Annotated in this window: 18 protein-coding genes; 6 read left to right on the forward strand and 12 right to left on the reverse strand. The window is 63.7% G+C overall.

Annotated features, from left to right (window positions below; genetic code table 11):
• The first annotated feature begins 66 nt into the window (after nt 1–66).
• Complete coding sequence (locus tag SX1_RS07405) at nt 67–1,161, forward strand: phosphotransferase (RefSeq protein WP_019052460.1); 1,095 nt, start codon at nt 67–69, stop codon at nt 1,159–1,161.
• Nucleotides 1,162–1,176: 15 nt separating this feature from the next.
• Here SX1_RS07405 and SX1_RS07410 read toward each other — a convergent pair whose 3' ends face one another.
• The 3 genes from SX1_RS07410 to SX1_RS07420 are packed head-to-tail and all read right to left on the reverse strand — an operon-like array spanning nt 1,177 to nt 3,273.
• The gene (locus SX1_RS07410) at nt 1,177–2,004 is read right to left on the reverse strand and encodes an SDR family NAD(P)-dependent oxidoreductase (protein WP_019052461.1); all 828 of its coding nucleotides are present in this window, start codon (nt 2,002–2,004) and stop codon (nt 1,177–1,179) included.
• 59 nt (nt 2,005–2,063) lie between these two features.
• A complete protein-coding gene (locus SX1_RS07415; RefSeq protein ID WP_019052462.1) occupies nt 2,064–2,444 on the reverse strand; it encodes a VOC family protein in 381 nt (126 codons plus the stop codon).
• Between the two features lie 16 nt (nt 2,445–2,460).
• On the reverse strand, nt 2,461–3,273 hold the full coding sequence (locus tag SX1_RS07420; RefSeq protein WP_255209717.1) for an SDR family NAD(P)-dependent oxidoreductase: 813 nt from the start codon (nt 3,271–3,273) through the stop codon (nt 2,461–2,463).
• Between the two features lie 156 nt (nt 3,274–3,429).
• On the opposite strand from SX1_RS07420, the gene SX1_RS07425 reads away from it, so the two are divergent.
• Nucleotides 3,430–4,062 carry a glutathione S-transferase family protein gene (locus SX1_RS07425; RefSeq protein ID WP_019052464.1) on the forward strand — a complete coding sequence of 211 codons (633 nt, stop codon included), beginning with the start codon at nt 3,430–3,432 and terminating at the stop codon, nt 4,060–4,062.
• A gap of 4 nt (nt 4,063–4,066) precedes the next feature.
• Here SX1_RS07425 and SX1_RS07430 read toward each other — a convergent pair whose 3' ends face one another.
• The 4 genes from SX1_RS07430 to SX1_RS07445 all read right to left on the reverse strand — a co-directional run bounded on the left by SX1_RS07430 (nt 4,067) and on the right by SX1_RS07445 (nt 7,569).
• Nucleotides 4,067–4,849, reverse strand: a complete 783-nt coding sequence (locus SX1_RS07430) for a hypothetical protein (protein ID WP_019052465.1) — start codon at nt 4,847–4,849, stop codon at nt 4,067–4,069.
• 34 nt (nt 4,850–4,883) lie between these two features.
• Nucleotides 4,884–5,726: an SDR family NAD(P)-dependent oxidoreductase gene (locus SX1_RS07435; protein WP_019052466.1), complete on the reverse strand. Its 843-nt coding sequence runs from the start codon at nt 5,724–5,726 to the stop codon at nt 4,884–4,886.
• 80 nt (nt 5,727–5,806) lie between these two features.
• Complete coding sequence (locus SX1_RS07440) at nt 5,807–7,180, reverse strand: phosphotransferase (protein WP_019052467.1); 1,374 nt, start codon at nt 7,178–7,180, stop codon at nt 5,807–5,809.
• Entirely contained in the window at nt 7,177–7,569 is a 393-nt protein-coding gene (locus SX1_RS07445) for a nuclear transport factor 2 family protein (protein WP_017183044.1), read from the reverse strand. The genes SX1_RS07440 and SX1_RS07445 overlap by 4 nt, the downstream gene beginning before the upstream one ends.
• Before the next feature lie 165 nt (nt 7,570–7,734).
• On the opposite strand from SX1_RS07445, the gene SX1_RS07450 reads away from it, so the two are divergent.
• The 3 genes from SX1_RS07450 to SX1_RS07460 are packed head-to-tail and all read left to right on the forward strand — an operon-like array spanning nt 7,735 to nt 9,287.
• Nucleotides 7,735–8,436: a hypothetical protein gene (locus SX1_RS07450; RefSeq protein ID WP_019052468.1), complete on the forward strand. Its 702-nt coding sequence runs from the start codon at nt 7,735–7,737 to the stop codon at nt 8,434–8,436.
• Entirely contained in the window at nt 8,436–9,017 is a 582-nt protein-coding gene (locus SX1_RS07455) for a cytochrome c oxidase subunit 3 (RefSeq protein ID WP_019052469.1), read from the forward strand. Before SX1_RS07450 ends, SX1_RS07455 begins: the two co-directional genes overlap by 1 nt.
• Before the next feature lie 12 nt (nt 9,018–9,029).
• Nucleotides 9,030–9,287: a cytochrome C oxidase subunit IV family protein gene (locus tag SX1_RS07460; protein WP_019052470.1), complete on the forward strand. Its 258-nt coding sequence runs from the start codon at nt 9,030–9,032 to the stop codon at nt 9,285–9,287.
• Nucleotides 9,288–9,292: 5 nt separating this feature from the next.
• Here the strand turns inward: SX1_RS07460 and SX1_RS07465 are convergent, their stop codons facing one another.
• From SX1_RS07465 to SX1_RS07485, 5 genes are read right to left on the reverse strand one after another with little or no spacing between them, the layout of a single operon-like run.
• Entirely contained in the window at nt 9,293–9,730 is a 438-nt protein-coding gene (locus tag SX1_RS07465) for a nuclear transport factor 2 family protein (RefSeq protein ID WP_043145396.1), read from the reverse strand.
• A 43-nt stretch (nt 9,731–9,773) separates the two neighbouring features.
• On the reverse strand, nt 9,774–10,580 hold the full coding sequence (locus tag SX1_RS07470; RefSeq protein ID WP_017183049.1) for an SDR family NAD(P)-dependent oxidoreductase: 807 nt from the start codon (nt 10,578–10,580) through the stop codon (nt 9,774–9,776).
• A gap of 49 nt (nt 10,581–10,629) precedes the next feature.
• Entirely contained in the window at nt 10,630–11,688 is a 1,059-nt protein-coding gene (locus SX1_RS07475) for a class I SAM-dependent methyltransferase (protein ID WP_019052472.1), read from the reverse strand.
• Nucleotides 11,681–12,703, reverse strand: a complete 1,023-nt coding sequence (locus SX1_RS07480) for an LLM class flavin-dependent oxidoreductase (RefSeq protein WP_019052473.1) — start codon at nt 12,701–12,703, stop codon at nt 11,681–11,683. The genes SX1_RS07475 and SX1_RS07480 overlap by 8 nt, the downstream gene beginning before the upstream one ends.
• A gap of 12 nt (nt 12,704–12,715) precedes the next feature.
• The gene (locus tag SX1_RS07485; RefSeq protein WP_254908160.1) at nt 12,716–13,090 is read right to left on the reverse strand and encodes a limonene-1,2-epoxide hydrolase family protein; all 375 of its coding nucleotides are present in this window, start codon (nt 13,088–13,090) and stop codon (nt 12,716–12,718) included.
• Between the two features lie 220 nt (nt 13,091–13,310).
• On the opposite strand from SX1_RS07485, the gene SX1_RS07490 reads away from it, so the two are divergent.
• A complete protein-coding gene (locus SX1_RS07490) occupies nt 13,311–14,687 on the forward strand; it encodes a hypothetical protein (protein WP_019052474.1) in 1,377 nt (458 codons plus the stop codon).
• Nucleotides 14,688–14,700 lie beyond the last annotated feature (13 nt).

Here is a 14,700-nt window from a genome sequence, read left to right on the forward strand (position 1 = left end):
TTGGATAGGGTCATCACTGTCACAGTCCCGGCAAGCTGATCGCCCTCGGTTCCAATGAGTATGGTTATGGCCCTGAAACATCCCACATCCACGGACGGAATCACCGTCGATTATATCAACCAGCTACTGGCCACGGCGGACACGGGCGCAACTGTCACCGACATGCGCATCATCGACGCCAAAACCTATGGCGAGCAGATGGTGTCGACGGCGGGGCGCGTGGCGATCGAGGTCGACTATAGCGATGACACGGCCCCTGCCCTGCCCAACCGCCTGGTGCTCAAGCTGACCCGGGCGGTCGATGAGATCATGGCCCCCTTCTACGCCAACGAAGTGGCCTTCTACCGGGACATTCGGCCGGAACTCGCAATCGAGGCGCCGCGCTGTTTCGGTGGCGACTTCAATGCCTCCACCACGCATTTCGGGCTGTTGCTCGAAGATCTGGGCGCGCGGGGCGCGACCTTCCCCAACACGACCATGCGGACCGGGCCGGACGATGTGCGGGCCTTGCTGGATCAGCTGGCCCGGCTGCACGCGCGCTTCTGGGAGTCGCCCCGCTTCGGCGCGGATCTTGCCTGGGTCGAAACCCATGTGGAAGGCGCGGTCGCAACGATGATGAACGAACTCGCGCCCGCCTATATCGCGCATGAGGTCGAGACCGAAAATTTCAAACGGGAAATGGTGCAGCGGCTCCGCACCACGCCCGACAAACTGCTTGCTGGGTTGCAGGCGGTGCAACGGCATCAATCGACCCTACCCCAGACGCTGCTGCATGGCGACACGCATCTTGGCAACAGCTACCGCCTGCCCGATGGCGGAGCCGGCCTGCTCGACTGGCAGCTCATGGTGCGCGGCTATGCGATGCACGACGTCAACTATATCGTGACCACCGGCCTTTCGATCGCAGACCGGCGGGCGCATGAGCGCGATCTTCTGGGCTATTATCTGGATCGCCTGGGACAGGAAGGCGTCGCCAGCCCTCCTGCCTTCGACGATGCCTGGGCCGAATATCGGCGAACCCTGATATGGGGCGTCTATATCGGCTGGCTGACGACCCCCGTTGTCAATTACGGCTGGGAGATCAACGTCATGAACCATCTGCGGCTGACCACCGCCTATGAGGATCTCGAAACCGCTAGGCTGGTCGACGCGCTGCTTTGACGGCGCGCTGACCGGCTACAACTGATTGCTCCCCGATGCGGCGAACAGCCGCTGGAAATCGACCATCGTGGGCTGATGCGCGGTAAAACCGCCGTCTACCGGGATCATCGCGCCGTTGATGAAGCGGGACTCGTCCGACGCCAGAAAGGCGACGACATGGGCGATGTCGCGCGGACTGCCCAGCTCCGGGTTGAGATGATGGTCGAGCAGCACATCCTTGACCGCTTGCGGCGTTGTTGCGACGGCCGTCTCGCTGAGGACAAAGCCGATGGCAATCACATTGGAGCGGATGCCCTGCTTGCCATATTGGGTCGCGACGAAGCGGCTGAGGTTGATGAGCGCCGCCTTGGACGCGCCATAGGCCGTCAGCGTCGTTTCCCCCAGCAGGCCGAAACCGGACGCGGAATGGATGAGCGACCCGCCGCCCCCCGAGATCATAACCGGCAGCGCATGTTTGCACAGCAGCATCGGCCCTCGGGCATTGACGGCAAAGGCCTTGTCCCAGGCGCCGGTGTCGAGATGGACGACATCGCGATCGAGCCCACGCTGCTCGGTCGTCTGATAGGCGGCATTATTGTGGAGGATGTCGATCCGCCCGTGCCGGCCGGCGATCCGCGCAACCGCAGCGGAAACGCTGTCCTCGTCGGTCAGGTCGAACGTCTCCGCTTCGGCACGGAGATTCTTGCCGCGTAGCGAGTCCGCCGCCGCCTCCACCCGATCCGCCGATATGTCGGAAAGGATCACGGTCGCCCCCCTTTCGGCCAGCACGGTCGCCACCTCCAGGCCGATGCCCTGCGCCGCGCCCGTCACGATCGCTACGCGACCATCCAATGATCCCACCATTTCGCTTCCTTCTATCCACGTGACAAACGCTGAGCGCCAACTAGCGATTCCCGACCGCCTTAGGGCGGATCGAAACAATAGGCGCAGATCTTGTTGCCGTCCGGGTCCAGCAGATAGGCGCCATAGGCGTGGGGCACGGCGCCGCGCGGCCCCGGCGGCCCGGCATCCTCGCCGCCCGCGGCCAGGCCAGCGCGATGAAAATCATCGACCGCGCGGCGATCCGGCGCCTTCAGTCCCAAAGTCGCGCCATTGCTGCATGTCGCCCGACCGTGCAGCGGGCGCAGGATCAGCAATTCGGGCACCCGCCGCCCATAGCCCACGCCCTGATCCAGAAACGGACCGAGATTGACGATCCCCAGCGGCGCAAGCACCGCATTGTAGAAATGGGCGGACCGCTCCAGATCGTTGCTGCCAAGGCAGACATGCGTGAAGATGCCCATCGCGCCCTCTATCTGCTCACTGTGCCCGGCTCATGCCTTCCAGCATATCGGCGACATAGGGCGTGTGATGAACGATCCCGCCATCCACGCCGATCACTTGCCCGGTTATGAAGGCCGCGCCATCCGACGCCAGGAACAGCACCGCACCGGCAATATCCTCCGGCACGCTCTCGCGCGGGAGCAGGACATGCCGCTGGATCATGGCGATCTGATCAGGGGTCATCATGTCCCGGGCCAGCGGGGAGAGCACGAGGCCCGGCGCGACCGCGTTGACCCGGATGTTGAACCGGCCGAACTGCACCGCCGCATTGCGGGTCAGGGCGTTCACGGCCGCCTTGGACGCGGAATAGGACGGATTGTTGATGTCGCCGGTCAGCGCCACACCGGTCGAGGTGTTGATGATGGAGCCGCCGCCGCCCGCAATCATGTGCGGCGCGACCGCCTTGATCATCAGCATCGTGCCCCGCGCATTGACATGAAAGGCGCGATCCCAGGTCGCGGCGTCGAGATCGAGGAGCGAGCCATCGGCCGCCATTTGCTCCAGCCGCGTGTCGGCGGCATTGTTGTGGAGGATGTCGATGCGCCGATGCTGCCGCATCACATCTGCGACCAGCGCCGTGATGCTGTCCTCCTGCGCCAGATCGAGCGCCATCCCCTGCGCCTGTCCCCCCGACGCCTGAATGGACCGGGCGACGGCTTCTGCCCGTTCAGCTGCGATATCCGCCAGGATCACCGTCGCGCCAGCCTTCGCCAGAGCCCTTGCGCAGGCCTCCCCGATATTGGCCCCCGACCCGGTGACGATAGCGACCCGTCCCGATAAATCCGTCATGGGCATCTTCTCTCCTGTCTGTCATGGGCGGCGCCATCGGGCTTCCGCCGCGGCGGGACGCTGCCACGGCAGGCGTCCGGGGATACCTAGACAAAGATAGGTTTGGCGCAATTGCTAAGCCGCGCATCTATGGCGCTCCTCAAGCGGAGAGCCTTCATGAGCGTCACCATCTTTCAACTCGACCGATCCCGCTCTGAACGTGCGGTCTGGCTGATGGAGGAAGTGGAATGTCCTTATGACATTCGCTTCTTTGTGCGGCTGGAAACGCTCGCGGCGGAGCCGGCCTACAAGGCTTTGCATCCGCTGGGTTCATCGCCAGTGGTCGAGGCCGACGGACAACGCATCGCCGAAAGCGGGGCGGTCATGGATTATCTCGCCACGACGCAGGGGAACGGTGCGCTCCGCGCCAATCCCGGCGACCCGGACTACGCCGATTATCTTTTCTGGTTCCATTTCGCCGAATCCTCCCTGATGCCGGCGCTGGTGACGGAGATCATGGCCGAACGGGCAGGAATCGCGCAGGATCATCCCTCCCGCGTCGCAGGTCGGGCTCATTCGGCGCGCCTGCTGAAACTTGTCGACGACCGGCTAACGCATGCCCCCTATATGGCGGGCGACCGGTTCACGGCGGCCGACATCATGATGACCTTTCCCTTCACCACCACGCGATTGTTCATGTCCGTCGACGTGGAAGGACATAAGAACATCGCCGCCTATGTCGGGCGGATGACGGCGCGTCCAGCCTATTGCCGAATGCGCGCCATTGTCGACCATCCCCCGATCGCCTGACGGATCAGCGCATCGCCAGCTTTTCCGCGCCGCCCGTGCGTACCCGACCTCCCATATGCGCGCGGGCGCGCTCCTCCTCCGCCAGGCCGACGGCGGTCGGATGCTGGACATCGTCCTTGGTAAGGCGGGGGGTCGCGCGATCCCATTGAGTGACGCGTATCCCATCAGGCTGGAGCAGGCCGCTGGTCGCCAGCAGGGTGTCGGCGCCTCGCCATGCGTCTAGGGCCGCCGCCGGATCGTTGATCCTGTAGATCGCGACATGGCGATGGTCTGGCGTCGTCGGGATCATCTGGCCGAAGGTGCGAAAGGTCAGGAAAGCAGCCGATTTGACGCCGGGTCGGACGGCCGCTTCACGAAAATAGCTTTCCGCATAGAAGCGTCTGAAATGGTCGTCGCTGTCCGCAGCCGGGTTCAGTTCCTCCAGGATGACGCAGCCGGAATGCCCGACGTCTGGATCATTGTCCTGAAAGAGCAGCGGATAATAATGAAAGTCATAGAGCAGGCTGTCATCAATGGCGTCCGATACCTGCATCCGCGACGTCAGCGCATTGTCCAGATGCTCGCGACTGAAGCGCACCGGATCGAATACGTCATAGAGGGCGAGATATTGCCAGTCGAAGCCTTCGGGCGGACAGGGTTGCTCCCCGGCAAGCCGGAAACGCTGTGCCGTGACCGATCCCCGGAAACGCAGCGCATCGCGAATATGGATGTTGCTGTACCAATCCTCCATATCGGCCTCCCGGCCCGGAACGGCTTTGGTCAGCACGACCAGCACGGCATCGATCATCGCTTTTGCCTTTCCTCTCCTGATTTTCGTTCTCTCAGCCCTGCCGGACGGGCAGCGCGAAAGGCGTCGGCGCCCCCATCGTCGCCCGATAGGACAGGGGCTGCTTCCCGTCCGTATCCCTGATGCCGTACCGCTCCCCCAGTTCCGCGCCGATCAGCGCCTGGCCCGAAAGGGCGGCAAGGTCCGGATCCTGCGCCAGGCGATCGAGGACCAGGCCCGAAAATTCCGGCGTTTCCCAATGGGGCATGGCGGCGCGCAGGTCTTCGGGGATCATGTCGGGCGGCATGGCCTTCACCGCGTCGGTCAGGATGAAGCCCGGCCAGAAAGACACGACGGATACGCCGTGCGGCGCAAGATCGACCGCCATGTCGGCGGTCATCTTGTCCGTTCCCGCCTTGGCCGCGCCATAAGCCGGCCCGTGGAAATAGGATACCGCGCCATAGAAGGAAATGCTGGCGATCAGCCCCCTGCCCGCCGCCACCATCAACGGCGCCGCATGATAGGCCGCGACATAGCTGGAGCGCAGGCCGATGGTGATCATGTCCGCCAACCTGAGCGGCTTTTCCCAGAAGCCGCCCGGCGCGACCAGGTCGAGGCCGTAAACGGCGGCGGCATTGTTGACGAGCAGGTCCAGCCTGCCATCCGTCCGCTCGGCCAGTTGCGCGAACGCTCTTTCGACCGCATCATCATCCCGGTGATCGCACAACAGCGGGATGCCCTTGCCGCCCGACCGTTCGATTTCTTCCACCACCGCGTCAAGCTGCGCCTGGTCGCGTCCGGTGATCGCCACCACATGACCGCGCGAAGCCAGACCCCGCGCCATGCCGCGCCCCAGCCCGCGCGTCGCGCCTGTCACCAGCACTATCTTTTCGCTCATATCCTGCTCCTTTCCTCAATATTGATGTGGCCACGAGGGACGGGGCCTGACCTGTCCAATGGCAGAGGCGCGACCGCCCTTCAGTCGGAGCGCGTCGCCGGCAGGACGACATGGCGCGCCGCCTCGCCCAGCGCGGTGGGTCCGAACAGTTGCAGCCGCCGCCCCTCGATGGTCGCGAGCAGAGCGATGAGCGCTGTGTCCTCCTCCGGTCCCGCTTCGAGGATATAGGCTTCCAGCGCCTCGGCGGCGTCAGCCCAGCGGTCGAAGCGGCGGCCAAGAAGCGCGGACACATCGGCGATGTTGCGCGCGACCATGTCCGCCCCATGATCGTCGGCGCGCTGTACCCATTCGATCAGTTCGGCGACCTGCGCCTTGTGCGTCTCCGCCGCCTCCCCCGTCACCGGCAACGCGCCGAGCGTATCGACCAGTTTCGCCAGAAGCGGCGCATTGTCGCCCGTGCGCTGTTCCAGCGGCGGCAGTTCGGGCAACGCATCGCCGGTCAGGTGCGAGAGCGCCAGCAAGATGGAACGGCGCAGCGCAAGATCGAACATCAGATAGACCGAATGCGGATCGCCGGGGGATGGCTTGCCGACCGTCCCTGTGAACTGCATCGTGCCGAGCAGTGAGAATTGCAGCACATGGAAAACCACCGCGTCATGATCGACCGGTTCGCCCGTCGCTTCCTCATAATAGCGGACCAGTTCCGGCAGCGGCGCACCCAGCGGCTCATAGCTGTTGCGCATCCCCATGGTGGCGATGTCGACCAGTGGATCGCCGATCATCGAAAATTCGAAATCGTAGAGCTTGGTCATCGCCCCCCGATCAACCAGATATTGGCCCGAATCGAACTGGATGAAGCTGGCGCGATCGCGGTGCCGCGGTACATTGCGGCGCAGCCAGCCGATGACGAATTCCAGCAGCGGCTCGGGTCGGCTCTTCGTCCGCCGATAATGCGGCATATAGGCATCCAGGCCGACCAGCGCGATCGCCTCCGCGCCCTCGGGCCGATGCACGCCCGCAGCCATGAAGGGTTCGACCGGCAGCCGGTGCATCGCGGCAACGGCCTGCATATAAACGCGGCCGATAGCGCTTTTCGTCGCAGCATCGAGCGCCGAGAAATCGCGCGTTCCTTCGATCGCCTCCATCACGATGCAGGGCGGATCGGCGAGATAGCCGTAGATCTCCGGCACCGGCAGCCCCTGGCCGTGCAGCACGGCGATAACATCCGCTTCGCGCTTGAGGTCGGGGAAGATCGATACGTCGCCGCCCCGGTCGCCACGCAGGTGCAGGCGGCGCACCGTCCCTTCCCTCTCGACGTCGACGAACCAGGAGGGACGCCAGCGGACGAGGCGTTCAAGCCCGACGACCTTGCCGCCGGTCAGTTGCTCGACAAAGGCGGTGATTCGGCCGACTCCGGCATCGTCATAATTGTTGAGCGGCGCGGCGGTCGTCACTGCCCGCCCTCCCCGGCGGAAAAGGCCTCGGCCACGGCACGGGTGTCCATATATTCCTTGCCGGATACGATCTGCCCGTTCCGGATGATCAGCAGATTATGATAGTCGTTGCGATAGACCCGGTCCGGAAAGACCATTTCGCCCCGGACTTCCACAGCCACCCGATCCCCCTCAGCGGTGATCGCGATCACCTCGGCCGTGCGCTTCTGCGCGCTTAGCAGTCCGCCCTTCACGCTGGCGATGAAGTCGGCCCGGCTCATGTCGCCGTGACCCAATATCCACCACTGGCAATCGGGATGCTGAAGGGCCTCGATCGTCTCGACATCGCCCTCCTCCACTGCCCGCATGTAGCTGCGGGCCACTGCCTTGTTCGCTTCGATATCGCTCATCACCCTCTCCGATGCTTCTATGCCGCCGAATTCGCCGACGGTCGTCGCGGACTATTGCTCTTGTGCAGGCGCAACCGCCGTCAGGAACCCTATCCATGGGCGGGTGGCCCTGGCGCGATCGCTCCACACTCTCCGCTCGTACAAGAAAGTGGAGGGGGAGAGCGCATGACGACCAAGAGCATGACGATGAAGCTATGTACCTATATGGGCGCAATAGCCGGGACGATGATGTTTGTTGGCATATGGCCGGTCGCGCACATGTTCCCGCCGCTCGACCCGTCCATGCCGGCCGCAGAGGTGGCAGCTTATTATCGCAGCCACCAGATCGGCATATTGGCGGGGGCCATCCTGATCGCCTCTTCTTCCGTGCTCTTTTTCCCCTTCCTCGCCGCGATCGCTACCTTCATGAAGAAGATCGAAGGGCCGATTGCGCCCTTGACCTGGGCCTTCGTGATGGTCGTGGCCTTCGGCTTCGTTACCCTGTTCTTCGCCGGGTTGATCTTCACGGCGGCCGCCTATCGGCTCGACCGGCCGGACGCCGTCGTCAGCGCGCTGAGCGATATCGCCTTCCTGCTGTTCGTCATGCCCGCCGTACCTGCCTTCGTGCAGAATCTGCTGACCGGCTTTGTCATTCTGGGGGATCGCCGCGCGCAACCCATCCTGCCGCGCTGGCTAGGCTATATGAACCTGTGGACCGGCGTGCTGCTCCTGCCCGGACTGGCGATCGGCCTGTTCAAGACCGGACCTTTCGCCTGGAATGGCGCCCTGGCCTTCTGGTTGCCCGCCGTCGTGTTCGGCATCTGGTTCAACCTGATGATTGTCGCCATGCTCGGCGCGATCAAGCGCGACGCGCTGGGTGGCGAATAATGGCGGCATCGCAAGCGGTTGCCTCGTCTCCGCGCGGCCATGTGCCGGGCGAGGAAGGCGTATGGGTGTTCATCGGCGGCGACCTCATCGTCTTTGCCGTCTTCTTCGTCACCTATGCGCTCGCCCGGCAGCAGGAACTGGCGCTGTTCGAAAGCGCGCAGGCGCTGCTCGACCGGCGCCTCGGCCTGCTCAACACGCTGCTGTTGTTGACCAGCAGCCTGTTCGTCGCACAGGCCGTCGCGGCCGTCCGCCGTGGCGACGGCAGGGCGCGCCGGTTGCTGCTGGGCGCGATCCTGCTCGGCAGCGGCTTCGTGATCGTCAAGGCGTTCGAATATTCGGCCAAGATCGCGCAGGGCTTCACGCTCAACAGCAACAGTTTTTCGATCTATTATTATATGTTTACCGGCATCCATCTGGTGCATGTGCTGATCGGGTTGGGCGTGCTGTGCTTCACCTTTGCGCGATTCGACCGGGCCGGGCGGATGCAGGGGGGCGTCGCCCTGATCGAGGGGAGCGGCGCCTTCTGGCATCTGGTGGACCTGCTCTGGATCATCCTCTTCGCCCTCCTCTACCTGCTCTAGGAAAGCTGTTTCATGGCCATGATCTGGCGTAGCCGCATCACATGGGTCTGGGCGATGCTGATCGCCGCAACCTTTCTGTCATTCGAAACGATGGCGTTGGGCAATGCCTTTCTGCTTCGCTCCGTCATCCTCGTCATCGCCTTCACGAAAGTTCTGCTCGTCGGCCGCGAGTTTATGGAGTTGCGGCACGCGCCGCGCTGGCTGCTCTGGGGATTCCAGACCTGGGCGATCCTGACCTGCCTGGTCCTGATCGCCCTGTTTCGCACCTGACGCGATCAGGCCGTCACTTCCGTCCCGCCTGCCGCGGCCTCGTCAATGCCCATCTTGCGCGTGAGGTCAGCCATATCGAGATATTCGCGCCAACGCGAAATCAGCCCGGCGTCGTCAAACTCATAGATGGCGACCATTTGGTGCGGACAGGGCCGTCCCATGATGATGGCGGTATCGGACCGCTCCTGCATCACCATCCGGTCGTTGGAGAGGATGTTCACCTCATTGCACTTGTTGTTCGTGGCGAAGGCCATTTGCCGCTCGATCTCGGCGCGCAATGCCGTCTTGCCCTTCACCACGGGACCGCCGGGAACCCAGAGCTGCCATTCGGCATCCTCCGCCATCATTGACAGGATCTTCTCGACGTCGGGCCTGCTGGCATCGCTGCCATCGCCCCAGGCATCGCAAAATTCCCGTACCTTCCGTTCCAGTTCCGCGCTCATCATCCTCTCCTTTTTCTGATTTCATCCTGGCTCATTTTGCCGTTCATCCGTGGGACAAGGCCCGCGTGACGCTGATGAACGGCACGGTGCAGCTCTGACCGCCATCCACCGGATACAGCATGCCGTTGACGTAGCGGGACTCGTCGGACGCGAGGAACAGCGCCATGGCGGCAATGTCTTCCGGCTCCCCAATAAATGGCGTGTTGAGCACCTCCAGAAACAGCCGATCCATCTCGGGCGTGGACCATTGCAGCTTGGCCGGCGTCTGCGTCGGACCGGGTAGTATCGCATTGCTGCGGATGCCCCGTTTGCCGTAGGTGGCGGCGATCGCCTGCACGAACCAGTTGAGCGCAGCTTTGGACGATCCATAGCTATAGGCTGTGATATCCCCGCCCATGGAACTGCCCGATGAAGTGGAGATGATCGACCCCGCGCCGCGCTCCAGCATGTGCGGAATGGCGAGTTTGCTCGCCAGAACGGCACCCAATACATTCACCCTCAAATTGGCGAGGAAGATGTCGGGATCGAAGGCCAGGAAATCCATGTCGCGAATGGCGTGGTCCTGATTGACGTACAAGGCGTTGTTGAAGAGCACGTCGATGCGGCCGAAATCCGCGATCGTCTGGCTGACCATCTTTTCCAGATCGCCCTGTTCGCCGACATCGACGGTCATCGCGCGCGCGGATCCGCCGGCGTCGACGACGGCCTGCGCGGTTGCCTCGGCAGCTTCGGCGCGAATGTCCGCGACGATCACCGTCGCGCCTTCCCGCGCGAACATCAACGCGCTGGCGCGTCCGATGCCGCTCCCGCTGCCGGTGATGATGCAAATCTTGTTGGCAAGGCGGGTCATTCTGCTTCCTCTCGCTTGTTAATTCATGATCGGCTGCTGCACGTTGGCATCAGCGCAGATCACGCTTCCTGATCGACAGGATCAGGATAAAGGCACGGCTGCGCTGAGGATCGGCCTCTACACGGGTCGCGACCCGCTGCACCAGACTGGCCAACAACGCGTCCCGGTCGCGGGACGCATCGACCCGCGTCAGGAAGTTGGGGCCGTTGGCCGCGCCCATCATGGCTGCCCACAGCCGCCCCAGTTCGGCCGCATCGCCAGATCGCTGATAAGCATCCCAATAGGGATCAGGGGACGGGATCGCGGCGAGATGCTCCAGTTCCAGTTCGGGCACCAGGCCGGCATCGAAAGGCGCTCGTATCTGATCGAGTGAACGCCCCGCAGAGGGCGCTGTCATCCTTAGCGTCTCATCGGCGCTGAGTAGTCCTTCGCCCTCCATGTCGACGATCGATTGCCAGAAATTTCCGGCCATCCATTCGAAGCCGTGGCTGTCGGGCCCCCTGCCCATGAACTGACAGATCAGGCGTCCTCCCGGCCGCAATTCGACAGCGCGCGCCTTCAGGAAGGCCAACCAATCCTTCGCCAGCACGGCCTCGACGGCGGCACGCGCCTGCGCGGACCGACTGAAAATCGCCCAGCCATGATCTGCGACATCGACCGGATTGCAGCTCATCCAGTGCAGCGCGTTGGAGGACCAGCCCAGGTCGACGCTGCCGGGCGGCATTATCGCATCGAAATAGGATCGGCCGATCGCGGATGGAAAGACACCCTGTCGACCGTTCAGATAGCTGGCCGGATCGCAGTCCAGCAGACCAAACAGCGACGTGAAATCATTCGAGGGCAGATCCGTATGCACGACCTGCACCGGTCTCTGCGCGTCGTGCGCGCGAACTAGATCGATAGCTGTCGCCATCGGCGCCATCGAATTGCGTCCTTGCGACGCGCCATAATCGACAATGCTGACGGGACCGACAGAACCGACCCCAATGGCCCGCGCCGCCGCCTCCAGCAGGGGAAGCGCGGATTGCAGATTGGCCTGTTGCAGGCCCGAATGGCGGTTGTAGAGCCCGTCCCCCGCCATGGCCGCGACAGCAGCGGGATCAGCCATAGAATGTCTCCGCGATGCGCTGCGTGTAGATCGCGCTTTTTTCGGGCGACAGGCCATAATGGGGGATCACCGGCGTAATCGCGTCGGCCAGGGCGGCGCGCCGCGCGACCCGGCTGCGCACCTCATCAACCGTTCCAACCACGGCAATGCTTTCCACCATCTCGTCGGAGCATGCCGCCGCCATACCCGCCATGTCGCCCTGCGCGAAGGCGGCCTGGATCGCCGATGCCTCGCGGCCGAAACCGATTTCCTCGAAATAGCGCAGATATTGGGGTGACTGGCTGTAATAGGCCACGGTCCCTCGGCAATCCTCAATCGCCTCGCGCCTGTCGTCGGAAATCGCCGTAAATATCGAAATGTTGAGCGAGAAGTCCTTGCGTGTCCGCCCGGCCCGATCCAGCCCGGCCTTGATCTGGGCGGCTACTTCCCGCTCGATCCAGGCATCGTTCCACAGCGGGTGCCCGAGCAGCCCGTCGGCAATTTCCGCCGCCTGCGCGCAGGCCTTCTGGAACACCGCCGGCAGGACGATGGGAATGTCGCCGCGCACCGGCTTATGCAGCAGGCGGAAGTGCGAGAGGTCGAGGCGGTGATAGTCGCCCGCCAGTTCTGTGAGCTCCCCCGTATGCCCGCGCGCGACAATGGCGCGGATCATGCCCACGATCTCGCGCATATGGGCGAGCGGCTTGCCATAGGCGCTGCCGAACGATCCCTCGATCTGGCTCTGCGCGCTGGATCCCAGCCCCAGCACCACCCGGCCGTTGCTGATGAGGTCCAGGTCGATGGCGCTGCACGCGGTTTCCAGCGGGCTGCGCACGAACGCCAGCGCGATGCCGGTCCCCAGCTTGATGCGCTGCGTGGCCGGGGCGACGGCGGCCAATGTCGTGAAGGGCGCGCCGAACATCTGGGGCGCCCACACCCCTTCCACGCCCGCCGCTTCGTAGCTCTGCGCCAGCGCCGACAGATCGGCGCCCGGCATCGGGACGATCTGCGCCCAGACAGCCTTGCGATCGGTCATCCCCATTCCCCTTCAAAAGCCGCTTGTGTCGAAATAGTCGCGCCAGGCGACGATATGGGGGCCGTCCATTTCCAGCGCGCCCATCAGCCGCAGCGAGAGCATTTCCTGCCCGTCCGGCCCGTAGAAAATATCGCTGCGCTCGGTCAGGACGACATGGCCCGCGGCCGCTGCATGATGGATTACGACCTCGCAGCGTTCGAAAGGAATCCGGCCCAGAAAGCCCTCGACGAACTGCTTCGCCTCATCGAACCCGACAGTCGTCGCCACGCCGACATTTTCCCAACGCGTATCCGCCGTAAACCGGCGCTCCATGGCGGACAGCATGTCGTCGCGCGAGCCGCCGCTTTCCCGAAAAAACGCCAATGCTTCGTCCAGTGGACCGGGCATGTCACCCCCCTGCTTCTCTGTTGCGCGGGCATCATGGCGCGGGGCGGTCCCCTTCTGCCCTGCCGAAAGATAGCCATTGGATTTTGATGGAGGGATCGGCACGCCATCGGGCGGAAAGGTCATTCTGAGAATAGTATGTCCTCCCCATAACAGTGAATCGAGCGGCCAAATATCGGGCGTCGCCTATACTTCGCGGCAAAGCTGAGAGGAGTTTTCATTGATGAGCGCCGTCGACGAACTGATAGCCCTTGCCCGATCACCGGATCCGTTCCGGAATGCCCCGGACAATCTGGCCGAACTGCAACTGGAAGCGGCGCGGGAGCGCTTCGCGGAGCGCCGCCAGCAGATCAGGGTGCTCGACAAGCGGGCGAAGGAAGCTGGCGTCGACAGCATCGACAGCCTGGCCGACCTCGTCCCGCTCCTGTTCGCCCACACCAACTATAAGAGCTATCCCGAAGCGTTCGTCGACAACGGCCAGTGGAAGCATATGAACATATGGCTCGGTACGCTGAGCAGCCATGCCACCGACAATATCGACGTTGCGGACGTGCGCGACATCGACGAATGGCTGGATCGCGCCAGGGCAGCGGGCCACCATGTCTTCGCGTCGAGTGGGACGTCGGGCAAATCCTCCTTCCTCAACCAGTCGACGCAGGACCGCGACCTGTCGCTCGCCGCTTGTCTGGCGGCGGCCGACCTGTCGACGCCGGCCTATGTCCCCGATCATAGCCGTTCGGTCTTCACCATGATGCCGCCGCGCGGCACCCACAAGATGATCGACTTCTGCAACGTCCATTTCCCGCGCTGGGCGGCGCCGGGCGAATTTCATCGCCTGAGCGACTATCCGATGCGCGCCTTCGACGCCATGCGTCCCGCGCAGCTGCGCCGCCTGCTCGCGGCCGGCAGGGTCGGTCCCGGCGAGGTCGCCGCCTACGAGGCGGAGGTCGAAGCCCGCCAGCAGGCGCGGGCAGGCGAGTTCGACGCATGGATGGACCTGCTTGTCAGCCGCCGGGATCGCCCGCTCTATATCGGCGTCATGTATGGCGTCGCCTGGCAGATCGTGCACGCCCTGCGCGCGCGCGGGATTAAGGATGGCGATTTCCACCCCGACACGCTGATGAGCTTTGGCGGCGGCACCAAGGGGGCAGCGGTCCCAGCCGACTATAAGCAACAGATTATGGGATTTTTCGGCGTCACGCCGGACCGCATAACCAGTTCCTATGCGATGGTCGAAATGAGCGGCTTCTGCGCCAAGATCCAGCCGACCGAATCCTATGCGGTGCCGCCCTGGATCATTCCCCTCATCCTCGACAAGCCGGGCGAAACGCTGCTGGGCACGACCAAGGATGCGGGCCGGGTCGAAGGCCGCATGGCGTTCTTCGACATATTGGCGGACGGCCGGTGGGGCGGCATCATCTCCGGCGACAAGGTGCAGGTGGAATTCGGGTCCGGCCTGGAAGGCGTGAAGACGCCGGTCGTCCATGCCATCGCCCGCTACGCCGATCTGGAAGAGGGGGAGGACAAGCTCAGCTGCGCTGGATCGATCGATTCCTATGTGCGCGGATCGATCACCGCACCGCAGCCGGTCGCGGCCTGAACGACAGGAGGCA

Source organism: Sphingobium xenophagum NBRC 107872, assembly GCF_000367345.1.
Classification (GTDB): Bacteria; Pseudomonadota; Alphaproteobacteria; order Sphingomonadales; family Sphingomonadaceae; genus Sphingobium; species Sphingobium xenophagum.

Bases quoted from the DNA above. Each gene is read 5' to 3' on its own strand.
- SX1_RS07445 (WP_017183044.1), bottom strand. From the start codon at position 7,569: ATGAGCGATATCGAAGCGAACAAGGCAGTGGCCCGCAGCTACATGCGG.
- SX1_RS07435 (WP_019052466.1), bottom strand. From the start codon at position 5,726: ATGAGCGAAAAGATAGTGCTGGTGACAGGCGCGACGCGCGGGCTGGGG.
- SX1_RS07430 (WP_019052465.1), bottom strand. From the start codon at position 4,849: ATGATCGATGCCGTGCTGGTCGTGCTGACCAAAGCCGTTCCGGGCCGG.
- SX1_RS07490 (WP_019052474.1), top strand. From the start codon at position 13,311: ATGAGCGCCGTCGACGAACTGATAGCCCTTGCCCGATCACCGGATCCG.
- SX1_RS07455 (WP_019052469.1), top strand. From the start codon at position 8,436: ATGGCGGCATCGCAAGCGGTTGCCTCGTCTCCGCGCGGCCATGTGCCG.
- SX1_RS07405 (WP_019052460.1), top strand. From the start codon at position 67: ATGGCCCTGAAACATCCCACATCCACGGACGGAATCACCGTCGATTAT.
- SX1_RS07480 (WP_019052473.1), bottom strand. From the start codon at position 12,703: ATGACCGATCGCAAGGCTGTCTGGGCGCAGATCGTCCCGATGCCGGGC.
- SX1_RS07450 (WP_019052468.1), top strand. From the start codon at position 7,735: ATGACGACCAAGAGCATGACGATGAAGCTATGTACCTATATGGGCGCA.
- SX1_RS07410 (WP_019052461.1), bottom strand. From the start codon at position 2,004: ATGGTGGGATCATTGGATGGTCGCGTAGCGATCGTGACGGGCGCGGCG.
- SX1_RS07470 (WP_017183049.1), bottom strand. From the start codon at position 10,580: ATGACCCGCCTTGCCAACAAGATTTGCATCATCACCGGCAGCGGGAGC.
- SX1_RS07475 (WP_019052472.1), bottom strand. From the start codon at position 11,688: ATGGCTGATCCCGCTGCTGTCGCGGCCATGGCGGGGGACGGGCTCTAC.
- SX1_RS07415 (WP_019052462.1), bottom strand. From the start codon at position 2,444: ATGGGCATCTTCACGCATGTCTGCCTTGGCAGCAACGATCTGGAGCGG.
- SX1_RS07420 (WP_255209717.1), bottom strand. From the start codon at position 3,273: ATGACGGATTTATCGGGACGGGTCGCTATCGTCACCGGGTCGGGGGCC.
- SX1_RS07465 (WP_043145396.1), bottom strand. From the start codon at position 9,730: ATGAGCGCGGAACTGGAACGGAAGGTACGGGAATTTTGCGATGCCTGG.
- SX1_RS07460 (WP_019052470.1), top strand. From the start codon at position 9,030: ATGGCCATGATCTGGCGTAGCCGCATCACATGGGTCTGGGCGATGCTG.
- SX1_RS07485 (WP_254908160.1), bottom strand. From the start codon at position 13,090: ATGCCCGGTCCACTGGACGAAGCATTGGCGTTTTTTCGGGAAAGCGGC.
- SX1_RS07425 (WP_019052464.1), top strand. From the start codon at position 3,430: ATGAGCGTCACCATCTTTCAACTCGACCGATCCCGCTCTGAACGTGCG.